The following is a 23,452-nucleotide window of genomic DNA, read 5'->3' as shown; positions in this document are numbered from 1 at the left end:
ACCTACTTTTCTTTTAGTAAATCAATATATTCTTCCAAAGTTAGCTGATGTTCTTCGATATATTGGGCATGCTCAACACCGACATAGCGAAAATGCCAAGGCTCATAAGTAATCTGGGTAATTGATTCTTTGTCTTTAGGATAGCGGACAATAAAACCAAATTCACGAGCGTGTTTTGCTAACCATTTGCCACCTTCAGATTCGCCAAATTCCTCATCCAAAATTTCTTTTGGATAATTCATTTGCCAATGTTCATCAACAATATCGATTGCTAAACCTGTGTGATGTTCACTATACCCGGGCTCAGTAATGGTTTCTTTGGTTTTTGCAATCGCTTCTTCTTTAGTCATTCCTTGGCTCATACATAAATCAACATTTTGTTGAAATACTTGTTCTTGGTATGATACCGAACGATATGCAGAAACAATAGCTAAAGGAAATCCAGCATCATTCGCTGCTTGACTCAAATCCTCATAGGCTTGAATGACTCGTTTATCCAATTGCATAGGTGTTCCTTTAATTTCCATAAAATTTTCATCAGGGAAATCTTTTTCTAAAGGATGTTTCGGTCCAACAAGCAACAGATTCCAATCCTTTACCTTACCATCTGGTAAATCCGATTGCTTTTTATGCTCTTTTTCTTCAGAAGGCATGGCTTTATTATTTGTTCGTTCGCTTGTTTCGGGTTCTTCCGGTAATTTTGTAACAACCCGATTAATACCGTAAATCACAGCAATACCTAAAATAACTAAAATTATTACTTTTGTTTTCTTCAATCTTTCTCTCCAATCACTTACTTGTTATATGTTTCTTCCAAGTTTTCATTTACCCAGTTAAGGAGCGCAACTTGTTCATTTTCTACCTGTTGTTGAATCGCTGCTGGTAAACGGAAAGTCAAGATATCATCAAATCCCCATTCATTGTATTCAATTGCTACACGTAAGTTTAAATATTGATTAGGGTTATTTTCCTCTTTTAATTGAATCATTTCCACGGTCCCTAGACCGATATTTAACCATTTTCTTGCGATTTCTGTTTTCATTTTGCGATATTCACTTACTGCTACTCCTCGCTTTTCAGGATAGATAATTGTCAAACGTAATATTTTTTGCACAAGCATCCATTCATAATCACTAAACAAATGTTTTACTTTTTGATTTTCTTCAGGTGACAATAAGCCAATTCCTTGTTTCCAGTCTTCCCATTTTTCTAGTGAGATACCTAAATTATTATCATAAAAGAGTTGTTCTGAACCATATTGCTCTTCTATCGCACTTAAAATTAATTCAATATATACATCATGCATAAAAATCCCTCCATTCATATTCTACCTCAAATCTTAGGATAAAAGAAATATTTTTGCTACGACCTTTCCTTAATTTTAATCCGATTTCTGTTATACTAAAAGTAACCAAAGAAAAAGGAGCGTCAATTATGAAACAATACCATTGGGGAATTATTGGCTTAGGTGACATTGCACATCAATTTACGGAGTCTTTTAAAAGCACGACAAGTGATATTTACGGTGTCGCTGCCAGAAAACTACCAAAAGTACAAAATTTTGCCGAGCAATTTAATATTCCAAAAGCTTATGAAACAGTCGATGAACTTTTAGCAGATCCGATGATTGATTTTGTGTATATTGCTGTACCAAATAATGTCCATCATCAATATATCATGTCCGCATTAAATGCAGGAAAACACGTCTTATGCGAAAAAGCGATTACAATGAATCATCAGGAATTAGCAGAAGAAATCGCACTGGCTACTGAAAAAAAACTTGTGTTACAAGAAGCCATGACAATTTTTAATATGCCACTATTCCACAAATTAAAACAAATTGCTGATAGCAAGCTTGGAAAATTAAAAGTGATTCAGGCACCTTTTGGTAGCTACAAAGAGCCTGACCCAACCAATCGCTTTTTTAATCCAGATTTAGCTGGGGGTGCGTTATTAGATATAGGCACGTATGCCGTTTCTTTTGCTCGTTTCTTCCTATCTGAAAATCCAGAAGTGTTATACAGTAATGTAGTCCCATTTGAAACAGGCGTTGATGAACAATCTATGACTATTTTACGTAACCAACAAAATGAAATGGCAGCCATTACCCTTTCTTTCCAAGCAAAAATGCCTAAACAAGGAATCGTTGCTTATGAAAATGGTTATATCACTGTCGATGAGTACCCACGTGCTGATCGCGCTGAAATAATGTACTTAAATGGACAAAAAGAAGTGGTTGAAGTTGGTGAAACATCAGAAGCACTCAACTATGAGATTCAAACATTTATCAACACCGTCGAAGGAGCGCCAAATCAAACATTACCATTAACTGAAGATGTCATTCGTATTTTGGACGATATGCGCAAATTTTGGTAAAAATTGAGTCATCTTTCTTTATTTGATACTAAAAAGACGAAGGCATACTCTAACAAAGTATGTCTTCGTCTTTACTATTTGTTAATCGTTTGAGCAAACTCTGCTTTAATTTCAATAAAACTTTTAAAAGACTGCAAAAATTGAAAAAGTTGGGCTCGATTTTCAAATTCTTCCCGATTTTCCGGCAATTTTTTTGAACGGTAGACATCATAAACCAAATTAATTCGTTTCAGAATTGCTTGACCATCATTCTCTTCATCAAATGTTTCAGCCGTATATTCCAATAGAATGCGTAAATCTTCAACAAGTATTTCTTCTACTCGAATATCTTTTAATAACTTAATCATATCTAATAAAAGTCGGACTTGGGTTCGACGCATTGAAAAATATTCCTCATAATACATATTTTCGGCTTGCCATTGGTTTTCTTGATGCATCTGCGCGCGTGATTGACCTTCACGAATAAAGAGTAACAAGTCTTCACATCTTTTTGATAATTTCCCTGAGTAAGGTTGATTCAACTCACTTGCTAAGTCTGTTAAAAGTTCCCGAAAGTTTTGTTCTATTTTTTGCTGATCTTCTTTTAGTTGTTTCTCAATATTTGGCATATATAAATTGAATAAAAGGGCAAATCCAACGCCAATACCCATCAACAATAATTCATTTTTTAATAAAAAGAAAGAGTAAGATTGCTCCAGCATGTAATGTGTAACTAACACAGAATTCACTACAATGCCATCTGTTAAGTGCCACTTGGCTGATAGTGGGATAAAAAGCAACAAGTAAACGCCAAAAGCCCACGCATTATAACCCAAGATTGTAAAACAAAGAAAAGAAATAATCGTGGCGATAGCCAGTGAAGCCAATCGCCCCAATCCGATATAAAGAGAAGACCTCTTCGTATTTCCGACACTTAAAATCGCAATGATTCCAGCAGCAGGTGCGTACAGTAAATCTAGTGTACTTGCTACAAGCATAGATAACACTGCGGCAATTGCTGTTTTAATGGTTCGTAAACCAATTTTCATTTCACTTTCCCCCAATACAAGAATTATCTAAAATAGCCATCGTTAAACTAGAATTTATCCTTCATTTTCGATATGATAAAATAAAAGGAGGCATTTTATGCAAATAGGTCGTTTTAGATTAGGAATGCGAACATTCAAATCTGCTTTATCAGTATTTATCTGTTTAGCTATCTTCCATCTTTTTCACCGAGGTGAGCCACTAATCGCCGCATTATCAGCTGTCTTTTCTTTGCGTCAAGATTTAACCACTACGTTTAGCTTTGGTAAATCAAGAATTCTTGGTAATAGTATCGGCGGTGCTGCAGCTATTCTTTATTTAGTTTTACAAAGACAATTTAGTCAAGATAGTCCCCTCATTGAGTTAACTGTCTTGCCCATCCTAGTGGCAGTTGTCATTATTGTCTCAGATGGTTTTGATAACAACGCAGGCATTATTTCTGCCATCGCAACAATGCTTTTAATTACACTCAGCATTCCTGCTGGAGAAACAGTTTTGTATGCATTTCATCGGGTACTAGATACTTTCATTGGCACTCTAGTTGCAATTACTTTGAATTTTATTATTCGACCACCCGAACCAACATTGGTGCAAGAAATTCAAGAAGACTTAGTCACTCTCCAACAGAAAGAAGCCGATTTACAACAGGAATTACACCTTATCCAAGAAAAAATTAAAGAACAACAAAAGTGATAAAGGTGAGATATCACTCACCTTTATTCATTTGACTTCAAGGCTTCAATCATATCGACTTTCTTCAATTTCAAATACATCACAATTCCCACAACTACGGTAAAAACAATCGTAATCAAACTTGCATAAAAGTAACTACTCATATGAATCCTTGGAGAAAACATAATCATATCCATCTCCACTGTCTGCAAGACATAGCCATGAAGAATTTGTCCTGTAAATAATCCCACTAAAATCCCTAAAATTGTTAACAAAATATTTTCTCGATAAATATACATCGTGACTTCTTTATCATAAAAACCGAGCACTTTAATTGTTGACAATTCACGGATCCGTTCGGAAATATTAATATTATTCAAGTTATACAAGACAATAAATGCCAATAGTCCCGCAGAAATGATTAGCACCCAGACGACAATATTCAACGTCCCCGTTGTTTCATCCAAGGCAGTGGATGAATCCGATAGAAAACTCACATTAATAACATTTTCTTGTGCCATTAAACTTTTAGCAACTTCTTGTTCTTCTTTTTTACTTTGTTCTTGCTTAAAGCGTAATAATTCGGTGTTGAATTTCGGTTGTTTTTTAAAGACTTGATGATAATACGTTGGAGACAGATACGCAAAATGACCTACATAATTTTCAGCAATTGCTGAAATTTCGATTGTAAATTCTTGATTGTCAGCATCCGTTAGCGTCAGCATATCACCTACTTTAGCTCCAGTTAGCGTGGCTAATTTTTCATTAATTACTGCGCCATTGTCTTTCAATGGATAGTGTTGATTCGTTTCACGATTATTAAAAGACACAAACTGAGCTAATTGATCCGTCGCTTCTGGAACATAAACCGTAATATCTTGTGCTCCTTTGACAGTTAGCGTTTCTGAGCTAATTGCTAAGCGACTCTCATAGTCTTTAAGATTAGTGACCGTTTGTTCATAATTTGATCGTTCCTCACCATCTTTAAAGGTCACAATCCCCTGATAATGCCAAATGTTAGAAAATTGCACAGGCACAATATCAGCAATCGAATTTTTTAATCCAAAGCCTGTCAAAATCATTGCCGTACAACCAGCAATTCCAAAAATCGTCATGAGCATGCGCGATTTATAACGAAACAGATTTCGCATCGTTACTTTTTGAATAAAACTAACACGATTCCAAATTGGTGTAATGTATTCTAACCAAATACGCTTCCCCGCTTTGGGCGCTTTCGGGCGAAGTAACATTGCTGGCGTACTAAATAAATCGACCCTCAAAGCAATCAACGAAATACCAACTGTACAAATCAATGCGACAACAATACCAATCAAACTATACCCTAGATACCACGGCGTAACAAACTCTTTGATATTATACAGCTGACCATAAGCACTAATAATAATGGTTGGAAACAGATAAAAACCAACGATTAAGCCCAGTAAAGAACCCACCAAACCGGCCGATAAAGAATAAATCAAAAATTTTTGGGCGATTTCATAATTTTTATATCCTAAAGCTTTTAACGTACCAATTTCTACACGTTTTTCTTCAATCATACGCCCCATTGTCGTTAAACTAACTAAGGCAGCAATTAGGAAGAAAATCGTTGGAAATACCGTTGCAATGGATGAAATACGCTTAGCATTGTCCTGATATTCTGCATAGCCTGGATTACTTTCACGATCAAGATACGTATATGAAGCAGGTTGTAACGCATCTAGTTTCTTCTGTTCGTTTTCTAGTTTTTGTTGGGCTTCTTTTAATTTTGGTAATTCTTCATCGCGACGTTTTTTAAATTCAGCTAACTGAGTTTCATATTCTTTTTTTCCTTGTTGCCATTCAGCTTCAGCCGTTGCTAATTTCGTCTGACCTTTTTCTTCTTCCAAAGCCAATTGCTGTTTGCCTTCAGCTAGTTGACGCTTGCCTTCTGACAATTGTTGTTTTCCATCTGCTATCTGCATCTTACCTTCATCTAATTGCTGCTGTGCTGCTTGAAGCTGTGCTTTCCCATCCGCTAATTCAGCGATACCAGCTTCTAACTGAGCCAAACTATTTTCTAAGGTACTCATTTGAGATTGAATGGCATTTCCTAAATAAGATAATCCTTGAACGACCTCAGTGACTGTTTCTGGTGTTACTTGTGACAATAACGCATCAATTTGTGATGACCATTCTTCTGATGCAGGTAATTGCGTGAGGATTATTCTTAAGGTTGTGCGAATTTGTTCCAATCGATTGGCTAATTCTTCTTCTGATAAAGAGTCGATATCCGCTAACAAACTAGCTAATTCTAAATACGACTCATTTGCTGCTTTTAATTGTTCCAATGTTGTATTTAATTGCTCTTTTTGACTGCTTAGTTGATTAAGTTGATCTTCATTAGCAGATAAGACACCTGATTGTTTATCCACTTCTCGTTGCTTTTCAGTTAATAAAGTCTCCTTTTGGTGTAACTCAGTTTCACTTTGGGTTATTTGTGCTTCTCTTGTTTGGATTTCTTTTTTAGCTGCTGCTATTTCGTTTGCAAATGTTTCTTTTCCATTATTCAGTTCCAATTCAGCTGCTTCTAACTGCTCTTTGGCTTTTTGCAGTTGTTGCTCAGCTTCAGTTAATTGCTTTTCACCGTCATTCACTTGTTGACGGTTTTCTGCTAACTCTTTATTCGCTGTTTCCTTAATTTCTTGTAAACGTAATTCTTTTCTAGGTGCTAACCAATGCTTTAAATCTTCTTGGTTTTGTGACATTCGCTGATCATAGGTGTCTGAATACGCTTCGACATTTGCTACATTCTTGAAACTAATTAATAAACGAACATAATCATCCATTTGAAAATTTTCTTCTGGTAAGAAAGCGATATAATCAATAGCACCACTACCAACTGTCGTATTGCCACGTTGTGAATTATCAATAAATTCTGGACTCGTTATAAAGCCAACAATTTTTACTGTCTTTTCAGTAAATTGATCCGTTGGCAATGATAACGTATCACCTAATTTATATCGTCCTTTGACCCGACTATCTAAAACAATTTCATCTTTTTTTGGCAATCGTCCTGAATCAAGCTTGAGTTGATTCAGCTGATTTTCTCGATAACTAAATATGCGGACCACATCATTGTTATCTGCCAACTGAATATCCACCATGTATTGGCCATCAACTTGCTGAATTGCTTCTTTTTCTTCTAAGTACGCTTGATCTTCTTTTGAAAAGCCTAAACTAGAAATGACTGTGACATCTGCTAAGTGTTGTTTTTTATAATAGTTGTCCGCTGATCGAAGCATGTCTGGTCCCGTTGCTCCGATACCGACGAAGAAAGCCACACCTAAAAAAATAATGCCTAAAATAGAAAAAAAACGGGCCGGAGATTGAATGATTTCTCTAATACTACTTGCCAATAATGCACGTCGTTTCATACCATTCCCTCCTACCACTCAATATCAGCAATCGGTGTCGGATGTTCATTGTTTTCAATGCTTCGAACTTTCGCATCATTTATCCGAATCACACGATTTGCCATCGGTGCAATTTGAGAATTATGAGTAATAATAATGACTGTGGTTCCCATCTGCTTAGCAGTATCTTCTAAAATTTGTAAAATTTGTTTGCCAGTTTCGTAATCCAATGCACCTGTTGGTTCATCACATAACAATAATTTCGGTCGTTTTGCTAAAGCACGAGCAATCGTCACCCTTTGTTGTTCGCCTCCTGACAACTGGGAAGGAAAATTGTTCATACGATTGCCCAAACCCACCTGCAATAAAATCTCTTCCGCATTCATCGCATTTTGAACAATTTGAGCGGCTAGTTCAACATTTTCTTTCGCAGTCAAATTAGGTACTAAATTATAAAACTGAAACACAAATCCCACATCATTCCGACGGTACTCGGTAAGTTGTTTAGCATCATAATTAGCAATATCTACGTCATCAATAATAATCTGCCCACTATCACAACTATCCATACCACCAAGAATATTCAGCACTGTCGATTTGCCAGCCCCACTTGGTCCTAGAATGACTGCTATCTCACCTTTTTCAACGCCAAAAGTGACACCGTCATTTGCAACAATGGTTGTGTCACCCATTTGATATTTTTTCACCTCGTCAATGACATCAATATAACTCATTTTCTCAGCTCCTTTGTTGATATTTTAACATACAAAAGAAAAAACAGAGTAAGAAACCTTTACTCTGTTTTGCATCACTTTATTTATTTACATTAAAACGTTCTACACCATCAAGGTAAGTCGCTTCTAATGTCATATCAGGATTTAAAACAATGAAATCAGCGTCACGACCAGCTTTAATCATGCCACAAACGTCATCAATTTTACAACTAATTGCCGGAATCAAACTTGCCATCATTACAGCTTGTTCAGGTGTCGCTAAATCCCAATCAACAACGTTTTTAATCGCTTCTTTCAATTTTAAAATACTTCCTGCTAAATTCCCCTCTTGCAGACGTGCAGTGCCATCTTTTACCACCACTGGGAATTCTCCTAAAATATAATCACCATCAGGCATTCCACCAGCCATCATACAATCTGTAATCAAGGCTACGTGATCATGTCCAGCTTTTTCCATCAACACACCGGCAGCAGTTGGATGTACATGGTGACCATCACAAATTAATTCAGAAAATACATCGTGAAGGCTTAGTAATGCGCCAACCATCCCAGGTTCACGATGATTTAAACCACGCATACCATTGAAAGCATGTACAAAAACACTTGCACCCGCTTCAACAGCTGCTGTTGCGTCATCCAATGTCCCGTTACTATGACCTAAAGAGACAACAACCCCTTCATTTGTCACTTGTTCGACAAACTCTTTCACGCCTTTGCGTTCAGGAGCGAGTGCGATTTTTTTAATCAAACCACCTGATGCTTCTTGCCATTCATGGAAAGTATCAATATCTGGATCACCGAAATAACTAGGATTTTGCGCGCCTTTGTATTCTTCTGTGAAGAATGGGCCTTCAAAATAAATCCCTTGAATTTTTGCACCAGTCACTTCTTTGTGAACTTTACCAACAGTTTCAGCGACATCTCTTAATAATTCTTTACTAGAAGTTAAAGTTGTTGGTAAGAAAGAAGTTACACCACAAGCTAACAAACCTTCAGACATAACTTTAATTCCTTCTGCATCATTATCCATTACATCATGATTCATATACCCATGAATGTGTGTGTCTACTAAACCAGGCGCAATCCACTTACCTGAATGGTCAACAATTGTTACCTCTTCATCTGGCAATTGTGTGAGATATTCACCAAATTTTCCATCGACAATTTCTAAATAGCCTGTACCTTTAACAGTTGATTTCAAAAAAAACTTATCTGCTTTTACAAACGTTCTCATTTGATCTCTCCTCTTTTCATTTGCTAAGTTAAAATTACTCCTATTTACAAAAGAAGTCAAGAAAGGTCTACACCATTTTCCGAATTTTTATTACCATCTCAGATCGATCTTTATATTTAGCAGCTTCTTCTTCCGAATTCAAAGATTGGCAAATTTGACTACACAATAAAAATAATTCTTCCAAATAATAATGACTCGCCCGTTGTTGTGCCCAATGAATTCCCTGCTTCGCTACTTCTAATGCTTTTTTATAATCACCCATTTGAAATAAAAAGCTACTATAATTATAGAATATTTTCGTTAATTCAAATTGTGGTAGATTTTCAGGCAAGGATTGGGTCAAACGATAGCTATTCTCTAAGTAATCATAGGCTTCTTTTGTGTAATTAATATCACCATAGACACGTCCTAAACAACTCATAATTTGAATTTCAACAGGTACAACATTAATCTTATCTTTTGTATAAGTATAGGACAACCCTTTTTTCAATGATTGGATAGCAGCTTCATTCGACTGATATAAGAAAAATTCACAACTACCTAAATAGTAATAATACAATTGAAAGTCTGTATCTAAATATAAACGATCCAATAATTCAGTCTCTTCTAGAATAACAGCCATTTTGGGATAGTCTCGATGAATTAACAACGAATGAACTTGACTAAATAACTCTCGAATACGTTGGATATCTTCTGATTCAAGATGTAAAATTTGATCCAAACTTACATTCAATCGTTGGCAAATGGCTTGAAGAACCATAACATTAGGTATCTCCATCCCATTTTCAATTCGACTTAACACGCTTTGCGCGCAGATTCCCTGTGCTAACATTTTTTGTGTCATTTTTTGTTTTTTTCTAATACGTTTAATGGTTTCTCCAAAGGTCTCTTGTTCGTTCATAGCGCCTCCAAAAATATGCGAATTCGCATTTTCCTTTTCGGATATTTTAACACATAATGTAAAAAAAGTAACATTTTTCGAAGAAATAGTTCGGATATGTTTGATATTTAGATCGGAGTGAACAGTATGGAAACGAACACAAACGTAACATTCAAGTGGGAAAACCACACGTTAATCGGTATTATCGAAAGAGAATACGAAAATTCATTTTTAATACAAGTAAACGAACCTTCTAAAGAAATTATGGAAAAATTCAATGGTCGAATGGTCATTAGTAAAAAACAATGCAAAACCTTAACAGAATCAATTTAAAAAACAATGAGGAGCAACTCGCCCCTCATTGTTTTATTTTTGTTTATATGTGGCTAGAAATTCGCGCATTTTGTCTGTGGTTAATTTCAATTCATCTACATTCGGTAAATAAACAATTCTGAAATGATCGGGTTCCTTCCAGTTGAAACCTCCCCCGTGTACCAACAAAACATGATGTTCATGCAAGAAGTCTAAAACAAATTGTTCATCATTCAAAATATTAAAACGTTTAGTATCAATTTTCGGAAAAATGTAAAAAGCAGCTTTAGGTTTAACTGCTGATAAACCAGGAATGTCATTAATTGCATTATAAATGAATTCTCTTTGCTCATACACTCGTCCACCAGGAAGTAATAACTTGTCAATACTTTGATAGCCTCCTAGTGCGGTTTGTACAATTTGTTGTGATAATACGTTTGAACATAATCGCATTGAAGACAGCATATTCAATCCTTCAATGTAATCTTTAATATTTTTTTTATTTCCACTAATAACCATCCAACCGACACGGAAACCTGCCACACGGTGTGATTTAGATAACCCACTAAATGTAACCACCGGACGATCTGGTGCCAATGTTGCAATTGGTACATGGACATTATCATCCATCAATAAACGATCATAAATTTCATCAGAGAAAATAATTAAATCAAACTCACGAGCCAAATCAACCACTTGTTCTAAAATTTCTTTCGGATAAACAGCCCCTGTTGGGTTATTGGGATTGATTAGCACAATCGCTTTCGTCTTGGAAGTAATCTTCGCACGCATATCCGCAATATCCGGATTCCAATCACTCTCTTCATCGCAAATATAATGGACTGGTTTTCCGCCTGCCAATGAGATAGAAGCCGTCCATAAAGGATAGTCAGGCATAGGGACTAAAATTTCATCCCCGTTGTCACATAATCCTTGCATCGACATAGTTATTAATTCACTGACACCATTTCCTGTATAAATATCATTGATTGTGACATTCGGAAAATTTTGTAATTGGTAGTATTGTTCAATTGCCTTACGTGCAGAAAAGATACCTTTTGAATCAGAATATCCTTCTGACTCTCTCACATTCATTATTAAATCACGAATAATTTCATTCGGTGCTTCAAATCCAAATGTTGCTGGATTACCAGTATTTAATTTTAAAATACTGATGCCTTCTTCTTGCATACGATCAGCTTCTTCTAACACTGGACCGCGCACATCATAACTTACACCTTCAAGTTTACTGGATTTTTCAAAATTTCTCATAGTCATCCTCTTTTCAACTTACACTTCATGTGTATTAAACTGTGTAGCAATTGTATAAATTTTCATACTATTCATTATAGCAAATTTCTTTAAAAAGCGTGTAAAAAAAGTGGCACTTTTTGAAAAATCATTTTACAAAAAAACTACTATTAATTTTAATAGTAGTTTCGCTCATATATGCGGACAACGGGATTTGAACCCGCACGAGCTATGCTCATACGCCCCTCAAGCGTACGTGTCTGCCATTCCACCACATCCGCAGTAACAATAAAATTTTACTTGTTACGAAATACATTGTCAATAGCTGCAATTAGTATTTTTTATAAAAAATAGAATTGATTCATTCAGTAAAAACTGAATCAATTCTAAACTACTATTTTTTAAAATAACCATTTGCACCGACTTCGTTTTCGCCTTCTTCAATCATTCCTTTTAACGAGCGATCAAGAATGGAACGTTTGCGATTACTTTTAATTGCTTCCTTATATTGACTTCTAGACATTGAAACAGATTGTGGTTGATTAAATTTTCGAACAGCTGGTTCAGTATCTTTACGCTCTTGATAAGCAGCAGGTTCCGTGTCAAAAGTCAAGTAACTATCTTTTTTCATAGAATCCATTAATTCTTGATTAGAAACCTCTTGTACTGGCTCATCAGGAATCATCGAAGCAGGAATATACTTAGGAACAAAATAAGAACGTCCTGAATATTCTTTCTTTAACGATGAACTGGGGGTTTCTACATGCTTTTCATTTACTTTAAAGGTGCTTTGTGTATGCTCTCCGAATAATTTTTTCTTCCCTGTTGAGGTTACTTCTGGTTCATATTTTTTGGAATAATCCGGCAAATGCTTCCGATGACGCTCTAACTCTTCTCGTTGTTGGATACTTTGACCAGCTTTTTCATGGCTTACCCGAGGCGAGCGACGCAAGGAGCGTTCTTCTGTTTTTTCTTTATAAATAGATGACGTTCCTGATTCTTCGGTAATAATCCAACTTTCATCATTTGAAAAAGCTGGGCGTTCCGATTTAATTTTTACGCCTGTATCATCTGAATATGCAGGGAAGCGAAAATGTTTTCGTTTAATTTCATCGAATTTTGCCATAATTATGTCAGTCCTTTTACTAAGCGTTTCTTTTATCATACCATAAATCCTTGAATTTCAACAGTTGAATTCATTTGAAGCAGCTTAAAATACCTAAGCGCTAGTCATCGGATAGCTCAATCTGGCATTGTCCGGCTGTCTATTGCTTAGGTATCTGTTCATTTTATTTTTTTGTGACTTCAGTGATTGCCTGCAAACGTGAAATACTCTGCTCTTTTTGTTTACTGCTAATCAAAATATAGCTATTTTCATTCAAAGTTCGATTCACCAAACGCTTCTGAATTTCTTGAATCATCGGTGTTTCTTCGGCAATAAATTTTAGATTACCATTGACTTTTTTAGGATAATTCGTTGGGTTCATCAACATTGCCACATATTCATTTTCATATCTACGCAAAATACCAAATAAATTATCTGTATAAAAGAAGCTCAAATCGCCCTCAAGAATCGCTCGATTATCTTTTCGGTAATCTATCCAGCGCTTGGCATGGTCATAAATTTCGTAATTCATTCGATTCCACGGGAAGAATTTACGATTTTCAGGATCTTTCCCACCTGTCAAACCAGCTTCATCGCCATAATAAATACATGGAATGCCAGGAAACAGAAACATCAACCCAAATGCTAAATCTAATTTTTTTACATGGTTACCTAACATGGTTAAAATACGTTCAGTATCGTGAGTACCAATATTATTCAAGTTATTAAAAAACACATCTTTCGGGTAATTTTCATATAGTCTTGTCCAGCTTTTAGCTACTGCTTCTGGTCGTTGCTGTTCATTTAACAAAGCAATGGTTCCAGCTCGCAGTGGATAGTTCATTGCCCCTTGCAAATGTTCCCCTAAAATATACTCACGTCGCACATTATATGAAATTTTATTCGACGCATCTTCCCAAACTTCTCCAATTAATACTTTTTCATCAAACATATCTAAATTTTTACGAATGCCTTCAATAAACTTATCTGGCAACTCATCGGCGACATCTAAACGCCAACCATCCACACCAAGCTGATTCCATTTTGTTAGCACACTATTCTCTTTTCCGAAAATAAAACGCTGAAACTCTTGGTCATTCTTATTAATTTCAGGTAAATCTTTAATGCCCCACCAAGATTCATAATTATCTGGATAATCAATAAAATTAAACCATGAGAAATATGGACTATGACGATTACGATAAGCCCCCTCGCTTTTACCATATGAACCATTCACATTAAAGTAACGACTATTCTGTCCCACATGACTAAAAACACCATCTAAAATAACGTGAATATCATTTTGATGTAGAGCTTCTACTAATTCTTTAAAATCTTCCTCTGTTCCCAAAACAGGATCAATTTTAAAATAATCAGATGTATCATAGCGATGATTGCTACATGCTTCAAAAATAGGGTTTAGGTATAAACCAGTAATCCCCAGTTTTTTTAAATATGGAATTTTTTTGATAATCCCTTGTAAATTACCTCCAAAGAAATCCCAACGTAAAATATCTCCGTCGGCTCCTTTGACATATAGCGGATCATCCTCTTCTGACGCATAGATGAATGTGTTAGGTTTCGGTGAATTTATGCGCTTATCTTCATTTCCATTATAAAAACGATCTGGAAAAATTTGATAAAAAATCCCTTCACGATACCAATCAGGTGTTTTCTCCTCTTGACGGTAGCAAGTAATTTGAAAATTCCAAGTATCTTCTGGTCTTGAAAATAGACGTCCTTCGCCACCTTCTTGACTAGCACCATAATAATCGATAGCTACTTGATTGTCTCTTTTGGTATGGATTTCAAAATGATAATAATATAGTCCTTTTCCTTGGTTAAAGAAATAACGATAAGAGTAAAAATTATTTTCTTTTTCTGTCATTAATACCCGTTGCTCATCACGACCATCTTTATGAATGACTAAAAAGACTTGTAAAACGTCCTCCGCGATTACCTCAATTGATAATCGCGCAAGGTCATTTTCTTTGATGGCACCAAAAGGTTTTTTGTACTCTTCTCGCCAAGGGTTAAAACGGATGAATGACATTACTAGTTCCCTCTTTTTCTGTATGTGCAAAAATTGGTTCAATTTGCCAAATATCTTCGGCATATAGACGAACAGTGTCATCTGACGAGAAGCGACCAGCATTCGCAATGTTCATTAAACTAATTTTCTGCCACAACGGTTGATTTTTGTACGTTTGATCAATTCGATCTTGCGCTTGGCAATACGAATCAAAATCACGTAATAAGAAATATTCATCATTGTAACGGAGCAATGAATCAAAAATTTCTCTTCCTTCATACTCAATATCAGGAATCGTACCGTCTACAAAGGCATTAACAACACGTTGCAACACTGGATTTTCATCATAAATTTGTTGTGAAGAATACTCATGATTTTCATAGTATGCATAAACTTCTTCTTCTGTTAGACCAAAAATACAGATATTTTCATCGCCTACAGCGTCACGAATTTCCACATTCGCACCATCTAAGGTTGCAACAGTGACTGCACCATTCAGCATTAATTTCATATTACTTGTTCCTGAAGCTTCTTTCGATGCAAGAGAAATTTGTTCACTAACATCTGCCGCTGGAATAATGCGTTCAGCAAGGGTTACGTTGTAATTCGGCAAGAATACAATTTTCAATTTATCTTGAATAGACGCATCGTTATTGATTAATTCAGCTGTGGCATTGATTACTTTAATAATTGCCTTCGCATATGTGTAACTTGGGGCCGCTTTTGCACCAAAAATGAATACTCGAGGATGAATATCTAATTCTGGATTATCTTTTAATTCAAAGTACAATTTCAAAATATGCATCAAATTCAATAATTGACGTTTGTAGGCATGCAATCGTTTAATTTGTACATCAAAAATAGCATGAGGTGATACTGAAATACCCGTTACTTCCTCAATATAAGCAGTTAATTCTTCTTTTTTCTGTAATTTTGCTGCTGCTAGTTTATTAAGGACACGCTCATCATTTTGGAAGTTTTCTAAAAGTTTCAAATTAGATGAATCTTTACGCCAAGATTTGCCAATTGTTTCGTCCAATACATTTGATAACGGTTCGTTTGCCAATTGAGACCAACGACGTTGTGCAATACCATTTGTTTTATTATTGAATCGTTCAGGATAAATTAGATAGAAGTCATGCAAGACAACCGATTTTAACAAATCAGAATGCAGTTTTGCTACTCCATTTGTGCTATGACTACCAATAATTGAAAGGTTCGCCATATGGACTTGATCGCCTTGAATAATCCGTGTACGTTGAATCAACTCATCTGGATGAATCCCACTCATTGATAAAACATAGCGACGATCAATCTCTTCAATAATTTGATACATGCGTGGCACAATTTGCTTCATTAAATAAATTGGCCATTTTTCTAATGCTTCCGCTAAAATAGTATGGTTGGTATAACTCATCACTTTAACAGTAATATCCCATGCTTGTTCCCAGCTGACATCGTTTTCGTCAATTAAAATACGCATTAATTCAGGAATACACAATGCGGGATGTGTATCATTAATATGCACCGCTATTTTTTCACTCAAACTATGCCAAGGCTTGTTCAATTTTTGATAATAACGAACGATACTTTGAATCCCGGCAGAAACAAAGAAATACTCTTGCAACAAACGAGTCATTCGGCCGCGTTCATTAGAATCATCTGGATATAAAACAGCTGTTAAATCTTCATAGGCACGACGTTCTTCAATACTCTTATATTTACCTTCCTCAGAAGCAGGAATTTCGACACTCCACAAACGCATCGTATTAACAATCCCATTTTGATAGCCTACCATTCCTGTATCATAAGGAACAGCACGTAAAATAATTTCATTTTCAGCAACTGGTTTCAGTTTTCCTTCGGCATTTTTTTGCATATAGACATTTCCGCCGAAATGAACATTCACAGCTTTACTTGGGCGACGAATTTCCCAAACATTCCCATTTTTTAACCATTCATCAGGTAATTCTACTTGATAACCGTCAACAAATTGTTGCTTGAACAAGCCGTAATCATAGCGAATTCCATTGCCATTCCCTGGCAATCCAGATGAGGCAATCGAGTCCATAAAGCATGAAGCTAGACGTCCCAAACCACCATTTCCTAAAGCCATATCCTTTTCAACATCTGCTAAATCTTCTAGATCAACATTTAAATCAGCTAATGTATCACGTACTAAATCTAACAAACCAAGATTTAATAAATTACTTTTTAACATTTTGCCTGGTAAGAATTCAATCGAAAAATAATACGCTTGTTTTTGTTCTTCTTTCAGATAATTTTTCCATGTTTCACGCCAATTATCGTTATAAACAGCTTTCACTAAATTTCCTAGTGTAAAAAATAGTTCATGAGCAGATGCATCTTCTAACTCAAGTGCATAACTCTCACGAATACGTTGTCTCAATTCTTCTTTTAAATTTTCCTTCGTTAAAATAGTCGTTACCCCCTGTTGTAAAAAACAGACTGAAATACTGGTACAACAATATTTCAGTCCGCTTCACAATAATTTTATTGTTATGCTAAGTTTCTATACAAGGAAATATATCCCTCACAACTAGTTTCCCAGCTAAAATCTTTCGACATTGCACGACGGCACACAGCCTGCCATGTTTCTGGTGAATTTGTATATAAATCGATTGCTTTTTTCAAACATTGCATTAAATTGTAAGATGTGAAATCAGCAAATCCAAAACCAGTCCCCGTACCTTCTACTGGATTAAATGGTTCCACGGTATCTTTCAAGCCACCAATCTCATGCACGACCGGTAAGGTGCCATAACGCATTGAGATAATTTGTGAAAGTCCGCATGGTTCAAATGCAGATGGCATCAAGAAAATATCTGCGCCAGCATACATTTTTTGTGCAAGTGTCACATCAAAAGAAATGCTTACTGCACATTTTTCAGGATATCTTTCAGCAATAGATTGGAATCGATTTTCAAACATCGGATCACCGGTTCCTAGAAGAACAAATTGCACATCAAATTGCAATAAGTTTTCTAATTCATCTAACACTAGATGGAATCCTTTTTGGTAAGTCAAGCGGCTGACTACCGCAATTAAAGGAACTTCTGGACGTGGTCGTAAGCCCATTAATCGTTGCAAATCTTCTTTATTCACTGCTTTTCCTGATAAATCATTGACAGAATAAGGTGCTACTAATGCAGTATCTGTTTCAGGATTATTAATCTCATAATCAATCCCATTTAAAATACCTGTTAATTTACCACTTTCCATGCGCAGAATTGGGTCAAGTCCTGAACCGAACTCTGGTGTTTTGATTTCTTCGGCATAAGAAGGGCTTACCGTATTCACTCGATCAGCATATAAAATGCCTGCCTTCATAAAATTCAATGCATCATTCATTCGAATGGTCCCATCATCATAACGTTCCGTTCCCATACCAAACAAATCTGGTAATACATCTCGACTATATTGTCCTTGGAACTCGATATTATGAATCGTGAGTACCGTACGAATATTACGGTACGCTTCAATCCAATGATATTTTTCTTTCAATAAAAATGGAATCATCGCTGTATGATAATCATTGACATGTAGAATATCTGGAATAAAATCGATTTTTTCCATCAATTCAATGATTGCCATTTGTAGGAAGGCAAAGCGTTCCCCATCGTCATAGTATCCATACAAACTTTCGCGATCAAAATAATACAAATTATCAATAAAGTAATACGTTAAATTATTTAACGTTAATCGTTTGACACCACAATACTGTTGACGCCATCCGACAGAAACAGTAAAATTCATCACTTCTTCTAATTGATCTTTATATTGTTGCGGCATCTTTGTGAAGTAAGGCAAGACCACAACTGTTTCAATGTCTTTCTTTGTTAATTCTTTTGGCAAAGCACCTGCAACGTCTCCTAATCCTCCAGTTTTGAAGAAGGGGGCACATTCAGCTGCTGCAAATAGAAGTTTCATTTTTTAACCTCCAATAATATCTGCTGTAACAGTACTTCCTTTTCTCACTACCACAGGATTTTCTGGTGTTCCTTCAATACGAACGCCTTCTTCAACAACCACGTTCTTATCTAAAATTGCATAACGAACCACAGCGTTAGATTTAATAATATTACTAGGGAAAATCAATGCCCCTTGCAATTCTGCTCCTTCGTTGATTGTTGTTCCTCGGCCAATTAATGAACTTTCGACCTTCCCTTCAATCATACATCCTGTTGCAAATTGACTATTATTGACAACAGAAGTTTCTGAGTAATATGTCGGTACTTCATTCTTCATTTTTGTATAGACTTTTTGACTCGAGTACAGCAATGAATTGAATTTTTGGGTGTCTAACATATCCATATTTGCACGATAATATGATGGAATGTCATAAATATTATTTAAATAGCCTGTATATTCATAAGCATAGGTTGTTTCATTGATTCTTTCACGCAAGAATCCTTCCACATTCCCTAAAATACCATCCGCTTGTTTTTGTTTCAAAATTTCAATTAATTTCTCCGTCTTAATAATGAAGATATCTGTACATAGGTTGACAATTTCCCCCATCTCAGTATCTTTTACTAAATTGGTTTCTTCTATTAAGTTGTCCGCCCCTAGTGTCAATAAAATATCTTCTTTGTACGTTTGTTCTTTTGATACACGTTTATAAACTACTGTCATATCATTGCCATGCGCTTGGTGGATATGCAACAAGCCACGCAAATCAATATTTACGAGAATTTTACTCCCCATGTATACTGCATATTCTGATTTTGATTTTTTCAAGTAATCAATCACTAAATCATAATAACTACTATTATTATCTTCACGACGAATAAAATCTTGATAAATTTGGATGAAGAAGCGATTTTGAATGCCATCTAAGCCCCATTCTTTTCCGCCACCAATATGGTCAAAAACAGATTGTGTTTCACCTTCATTAAACACCATAAACAATGATTTGATATTTGCATTCACAATACTTGATAAATTAAAATCCAACAAACGATATTTGCTATCGAATGGTAAAGTTGATAGTGGTCTGCGTTCTGTTAAAGGTAGCAAACCATCATAGCGATGCAAATTCCCCACTAGGGCACACATTTTATTAGTCCTCATCACTCTTCACTCCAATCACTTCAGAATATCCTACGACAGCAATTTCTTCTGTGCCATCAATTTCAGCATTATCCCCAATAATGGCATCTTCACCAATAATCGCTTTATGGATTTTAACATTTTTACCAATCGTTGCCCCTGACATAATCACACTATCTGTAATTCGAGCCCCTTCTTTCACTTGAACATCATCTGAAAGAATACTATGATCAATATCACCTGCAATATAACACCCATCTGATATCAATGAGTTTTTAGCAGAACCAGTTTGCGTGATGAAGTGTGGTGGCGAAATTGGGTTTTTAGAATAAATTCGCCAAGCTTTGTCGCGAATGTTTAATTCCATATCTGGTTTTAAAAATTCCATATTCGCTTCCCACAAGGATTCAATTGTTCCCACGTCTTTCCAATAACCAGAGAAGCGATGAGCAATAATATTTTCACCACTATCAAGATAAGCTGGAATAACATGATGGCCAAAATCGTTCATTGAACTGTCTTTTGCATTTAGATTGGTCAGTACACTTCTTAACCGTCCCCAGTTAAAAATATAAATACCCATGGAAGCTAAATTGCTTTTTGGATTTTCAGGTTTTTCTTCAAACTCAATAATGCGATTATTGTCATCCGTATTCATAATTCCAAAACGTGATGCTTCTTTCCATGACACTTCAATAACAGCTACTGATAATGAAGCATTATGTTTTTTATGGTCTTCTAACATTTCTTCATAGTCCATTTTATAAATATGGTCCCCAGATAGTACAAGGACATATTGTGGATCTAATTGGTCAATATAGGACATATTTTGATAAATTGCATGGGCAGTTCCTTCAAACCATTTGCTTCCTTCTGAGCTTGAATAAGGTTGCAAGATTGTGGCGCCTGCATTAATCCCATCTAACCCCCAGCTTGCACCATTTCCAATATGGCTATTTAGTGCTAGCGGTTGATACTGAGTCACAACTCCAACATTATTAATACCTGAGTTTGTACAATTACTTAAAGCAAAATCAATAATTCTATATCTTCCTCCAAAAGGAACTGCAGGTTTCGCTATATTTTTAGTCAACTTGCCTAATCGAGATCCTTGGCCACCTGCAAGGATCATGGCTACCATTTCTGTTTTCATTATTTCGGTGAAGTTTCCACCTTGCCCCCTTTCAATGTTGTTGCTTTTCCACTTTTTTTCACTCTCAATTGGATTTTTTCCGGACGAAGAATAAGTGCACCTAGTGATGGAACAATCGTCTGAATTTGATAATCAAATTGCTTAAACGGTTTCTCAATTGTCTGAGATGTGTCATTATGCCTTGTCCAAGTACCACCAAACTCCTCCATTTCTGTATTGAATATTTCTTGATATGTTCCAGCATATGGAACACCTATACTAAAATCATGTCGTTCAACTGGTGTTAAATTTAAAACGACAATCAAGAAATCTTTTTTCGCCTTGCCTTTTCGGATAAATGTTAATACTGTATCATCAAGATTATCCGCATCGATAATTTCAATCGTCTCTTGTTGGCCTTCTAATTCCCATAAAGCACGTTCTTCTTTATATAGCTGATTTAATGTACTCGTAAAATGCTGCATTTTGAGATTTTTTTCATCTTCTAAATTCATCCATTCTAGTTGCTCATCATATTTCCATTCAAGAAATTGACCAAATTCACTACCCATAAACAGTAATTTTTTACCAGGATGAGTCATCATATACGTGTACATGTTTCGCAAGTTTGCAAATTGCTTGTAGCGATCGCCCCACATTTTATGCATCAAACTCTTTTTCCCATGGACTACTTCGTCATGAGAAAAGGCTAAAATGTAATTTTCATTCATCATATACATAAACGAAAATGTCAATAAACGAAAATTATCTTTCCTGAAATACGGATCCATTTCATAGAAGCGTAAGACGTCATTCATCCACCCCATATTCCATTTATAATCAAATCCTAGGGAACCAGACTCAATTAAGCCAGTAATTTTTGTTTCTGAACTACTTTCTTCCGCCATCATAATTGTTGCTGGGTGCGCTAATTTTATGACTGAATTTAATTTTTGTAAGAAGTAAAAACCTTCATAGTTCCGATTTCCACCTTCATGATTTGGTGTCCAAGGTCCTTCATCGTAATCAAGATAAAGTACACTAGAAACTGCATCTACACGAATACCATCAATGTGATACATTTCAATCCAGAATAACGCGCTAGAAATTAAAAAACTTTGAACTTGAGGTTTGCCTAAATCAAAGCAAATTGTCCCCCAACGATTGTTTTTGGCCCGTATAGGATCCGCATACTCAAAAGTCGGTGTCCCATCATAATAGGGTAGCGTGTCATCATTAATACAAAAATGTCCCGGCACCCAATCAACAAATACACCAATATTATTTAAATGGCATTCCTCTACAAAATCTCGTAATTCAGCCGGGGTTCCGTAGTAAGAAGAAAGAGCAAAATAACCAGTTAACTGATATCCCCAAGACATTCCAAGAGGATGTTCCATTAACGGCATAAACTCTATATGGGTATATCCTAATTCTTTTACATAGGGAATCAATTCTTCTTTTAAATCACCAAATGAATACGGTCGACCATCTTCATGTTGCTTCCAAGAGCTAGCATGAACCTCATAAATATTTAACGGCCGCTGAAGTGTTTTGGAACGACGTTGTCTCCCACGCCATAAACCATCTTTCCATTTTTTTTCGGGGACTGTGTGTAGAACCGCAGCAGTTCCAGGACGATCTTCAAAACGGACAGCAAAGGGGTCAATTTTTAAAATTTCACGACCATCTGCTTGACGCACTTTAAACTTATACATATCTCCTTCGGCAGGTAGTGGTGTTGCAACTTCCCAAATACCTGACTCTTTTCGGAGGGTCATTGGTAATGAATCATCCCAATTATTAAACGTGCCAACTAACCATACTTGACGAGCATTAGGTGCCCACACGCGAAAAATAAATACATCTTCTTCCTTATGTACACCTAATAGATGTTGTGCATAAAAATTTTCTCCGGTTAAAAATCGTTGTTCTGCTTCTAAAAAATCTTTACTCTTTGACTTCATGACAAAACTCCTAACCGTTTAGAATAAATAACTAGTTACTTAAAAAAATAAAAACTAAAAAACAGATTTTTCTATTTATTTTTTAGTTTCTAATACGATTATATCACATTTTTAATCTTCGAAAACAAGAATTCTTAAGATTTTTTTAAATAACAAAATAGAAAACAACACTTTTAACAAATATAGGAAAATGTTATTTTCGGAAAGATTTTCAGAATTAAAATCGATAAAATCGTTTAGTTTTCTTTTCTTCTTACATAACT

At 35.7% G+C, this 23,452-nt stretch carries 18 protein-coding genes and 1 tRNA gene; 3 read left to right on the top strand and 16 right to left on the bottom strand.

What is annotated here, in order from left to right; all coding sequences use genetic code 11:
• Positions 1-2: 2 nt before the first annotated feature.
• On the bottom strand, positions 3-776 hold the full coding sequence (locus BAU17_RS02985) for a M15 family metallopeptidase (protein ID WP_161901334.1): 774 nt from the start codon (positions 774-776) through the stop codon (positions 3-5).
• Between the two features lie 17 nt (positions 777-793).
• On the bottom strand, positions 794-1,306 hold the full coding sequence (locus BAU17_RS02980; RefSeq protein ID WP_161901333.1) for a hypothetical protein: 513 nt from the start codon (positions 1,304-1,306) through the stop codon (positions 794-796).
• 128 nt (positions 1,307-1,434) lie between these two features.
• Here BAU17_RS02980 and BAU17_RS02975 point away from each other — a divergent pair, with 128 nt between their 5' ends.
• Positions 1,435-2,376: a Gfo/Idh/MocA family protein gene (locus BAU17_RS02975; RefSeq protein ID WP_161901332.1), complete on the top strand. Its 942-nt coding sequence runs from the start codon at positions 1,435-1,437 to the stop codon at positions 2,374-2,376.
• Positions 2,377-2,450: 74 nt separating this feature from the next.
• On the opposite strand, the gene BAU17_RS02970 is transcribed toward BAU17_RS02975, so the two are convergent.
• On the bottom strand, positions 2,451-3,404 hold the full coding sequence (locus tag BAU17_RS02970) for an aromatic acid exporter family protein (protein ID WP_161901331.1): 954 nt from the start codon (positions 3,402-3,404) through the stop codon (positions 2,451-2,453).
• A gap of 97 nt (positions 3,405-3,501) precedes the next feature.
• Between BAU17_RS02970 and BAU17_RS02965 the strand changes: the two genes are divergently transcribed.
• Positions 3,502-4,095 (top strand): FUSC family protein, encoded by a 594-nt coding sequence (locus tag BAU17_RS02965; protein ID WP_161901330.1) that lies wholly within the window; start codon positions 3,502-3,504, stop codon positions 4,093-4,095.
• Positions 4,096-4,118: 23 nt separating this feature from the next.
• On the opposite strand, the gene BAU17_RS02960 is transcribed toward BAU17_RS02965, so the two are convergent.
• From BAU17_RS02960 to BAU17_RS02945, 4 genes are all read right to left on the bottom strand, one after another.
• On the bottom strand, positions 4,119-7,490 hold the full coding sequence (locus BAU17_RS02960; RefSeq protein WP_161901329.1) for an FtsX-like permease family protein: 3,372 nt from the start codon (positions 7,488-7,490) through the stop codon (positions 4,119-4,121).
• 11 nt (positions 7,491-7,501) lie between these two features.
• The gene (locus tag BAU17_RS02955) at positions 7,502-8,203 is read right to left on the bottom strand and encodes an ABC transporter ATP-binding protein (protein ID WP_161901328.1); all 702 of its coding nucleotides are present in this window, start codon (positions 8,201-8,203) and stop codon (positions 7,502-7,504) included.
• Between the two features lie 79 nt (positions 8,204-8,282).
• Positions 8,283-9,437, bottom strand: coding sequence for an N-acetylglucosamine-6-phosphate deacetylase (gene nagA / locus BAU17_RS02950; protein WP_161901327.1), 1,155 nt, complete (start codon positions 9,435-9,437; stop codon positions 8,283-8,285).
• Positions 9,438-9,504: 67 nt separating this feature from the next.
• On the bottom strand, positions 9,505-10,338 hold the full coding sequence (locus BAU17_RS02945) for a helix-turn-helix domain-containing protein (protein WP_161901326.1): 834 nt from the start codon (positions 10,336-10,338) through the stop codon (positions 9,505-9,507).
• Between the two features lie 126 nt (positions 10,339-10,464).
• Here BAU17_RS02945 and BAU17_RS02940 point away from each other — a divergent pair, with 126 nt between their 5' ends.
• Entirely contained in the window at positions 10,465-10,650 is a 186-nt protein-coding gene (locus BAU17_RS02940) for a DUF2187 domain-containing protein (RefSeq protein ID WP_161901325.1), read from the top strand.
• A gap of 33 nt (positions 10,651-10,683) precedes the next feature.
• Here BAU17_RS02940 and BAU17_RS02935 read toward each other — a convergent pair whose 3' ends face one another.
• From BAU17_RS02935 to glgB, 9 genes are all read right to left on the bottom strand, one after another.
• Positions 10,684-11,901: a pyridoxal phosphate-dependent aminotransferase gene (locus BAU17_RS02935; RefSeq protein WP_161901324.1), complete on the bottom strand. Its 1,218-nt coding sequence runs from the start codon at positions 11,899-11,901 to the stop codon at positions 10,684-10,686.
• Positions 11,902-12,079: 178 nt separating this feature from the next.
• Positions 12,080-12,161 (bottom strand) — tRNA-Leu (locus tag BAU17_RS02930).
• A 113-nt stretch (positions 12,162-12,274) separates the two neighbouring features.
• Positions 12,275-13,006: a hypothetical protein gene (locus tag BAU17_RS02925; protein WP_161901323.1), complete on the bottom strand. Its 732-nt coding sequence runs from the start codon at positions 13,004-13,006 to the stop codon at positions 12,275-12,277.
• Between the two features lie 163 nt (positions 13,007-13,169).
• Positions 13,170-15,038: a glycoside hydrolase family 13 protein gene (locus BAU17_RS02920; protein ID WP_161901322.1), complete on the bottom strand. Its 1,869-nt coding sequence runs from the start codon at positions 15,036-15,038 to the stop codon at positions 13,170-13,172.
• A complete protein-coding gene (locus BAU17_RS02915) occupies positions 15,019-17,457 on the bottom strand; it encodes a glycogen/starch/alpha-glucan phosphorylase (protein WP_161901344.1) in 2,439 nt (812 codons plus the stop codon). The genes BAU17_RS02920 and BAU17_RS02915 overlap by 20 nt, the downstream gene beginning before the upstream one ends.
• An 80-nt stretch (positions 17,458-17,537) precedes the next feature.
• Positions 17,538-18,968, bottom strand: a complete 1,431-nt coding sequence (gene glgA, locus BAU17_RS02910; protein ID WP_161901321.1) for a glycogen synthase GlgA — start codon at positions 18,966-18,968, stop codon at positions 17,538-17,540.
• Positions 18,969-18,971: 3 nt separating this feature from the next.
• Positions 18,972-20,111, bottom strand: coding sequence for a glucose-1-phosphate adenylyltransferase subunit GlgD (glgD, locus tag BAU17_RS02905; protein WP_202622269.1), 1,140 nt, complete (start codon positions 20,109-20,111; stop codon positions 18,972-18,974).
• Positions 20,101-21,243: a glucose-1-phosphate adenylyltransferase gene (locus tag BAU17_RS02900; protein ID WP_161901320.1), complete on the bottom strand. Its 1,143-nt coding sequence runs from the start codon at positions 21,241-21,243 to the stop codon at positions 20,101-20,103. Before BAU17_RS02900 ends, glgD begins: the two co-directional genes overlap by 11 nt.
• On the bottom strand, positions 21,243-23,189 hold the full coding sequence (gene glgB, locus BAU17_RS02895) for a 1,4-alpha-glucan branching protein GlgB (protein WP_161901319.1): 1,947 nt from the start codon (positions 23,187-23,189) through the stop codon (positions 21,243-21,245). The genes BAU17_RS02900 and glgB overlap by 1 nt, the downstream gene beginning before the upstream one ends.
• Between the last annotated feature and the right edge of the window lie 263 nt (positions 23,190-23,452).

This window comes from Candidatus Enterococcus willemsii, assembly GCF_009933335.1.
In the GTDB taxonomy this organism is placed as follows: Bacteria; Bacillota; Bacilli; order Lactobacillales; family Enterococcaceae; genus Enterococcus_F; species Enterococcus_F willemsii.
The sequence above is the reverse complement of the archived record's forward strand: the minus strand, read 5'-3'. Positions and strand labels throughout refer to the sequence as shown.

Coding starts and splice junctions, on each gene's coding strand:
- BAU17_RS02965 (WP_161901330.1), top strand. CDS start 3,502: ATGCAAATAGGTCGTTTTAGATTAGGAATGCGAACATTCAAATCTGCT.
- nagA (WP_161901327.1), bottom strand. CDS start 9,437: ATGAGAACGTTTGTAAAAGCAGATAAGTTTTTTTTGAAATCAACTGTT.
- BAU17_RS02970 (WP_161901331.1), bottom strand. CDS start 3,404: ATGAAAATTGGTTTACGAACCATTAAAACAGCAATTGCCGCAGTGTTA.
- BAU17_RS02975 (WP_161901332.1), top strand. CDS start 1,435: ATGAAACAATACCATTGGGGAATTATTGGCTTAGGTGACATTGCACAT.
- glgA (WP_161901321.1), bottom strand. CDS start 18,968: ATGAAACTTCTATTTGCAGCAGCTGAATGTGCCCCCTTCTTCAAAACT.
- glgB (WP_161901319.1), bottom strand. CDS start 23,189: ATGAAGTCAAAGAGTAAAGATTTTTTAGAAGCAGAACAACGATTTTTA.
- BAU17_RS02955 (WP_161901328.1), bottom strand. CDS start 8,203: ATGAGTTATATTGATGTCATTGACGAGGTGAAAAAATATCAAATGGGT.
- BAU17_RS02920 (WP_161901322.1), bottom strand. CDS start 15,038: ATGTCATTCATCCGTTTTAACCCTTGGCGAGAAGAGTACAAAAAACCT.
- BAU17_RS02940 (WP_161901325.1), top strand. CDS start 10,465: ATGGAAACGAACACAAACGTAACATTCAAGTGGGAAAACCACACGTTA.
- BAU17_RS02925 (WP_161901323.1), bottom strand. CDS start 13,006: ATGGCAAAATTCGATGAAATTAAACGAAAACATTTTCGCTTCCCTGCA.
- BAU17_RS02960 (WP_161901329.1), bottom strand. CDS start 7,490: ATGAAACGACGTGCATTATTGGCAAGTAGTATTAGAGAAATCATTCAA.
- BAU17_RS02935 (WP_161901324.1), bottom strand. CDS start 11,901: ATGAGAAATTTTGAAAAATCCAGTAAACTTGAAGGTGTAAGTTATGAT.
- BAU17_RS02900 (WP_161901320.1), bottom strand. CDS start 21,243: ATGAAAACAGAAATGGTAGCCATGATCCTTGCAGGTGGCCAAGGATCT.
- glgD (WP_202622269.1), bottom strand. CDS start 20,111: ATGAGGACTAATAAAATGTGTGCCCTAGTGGGGAATTTGCATCGCTAT.
- BAU17_RS02945 (WP_161901326.1), bottom strand. CDS start 10,338: ATGAACGAACAAGAGACCTTTGGAGAAACCATTAAACGTATTAGAAAA.
- BAU17_RS02980 (WP_161901333.1), bottom strand. CDS start 1,306: ATGCATGATGTATATATTGAATTAATTTTAAGTGCGATAGAAGAGCAA.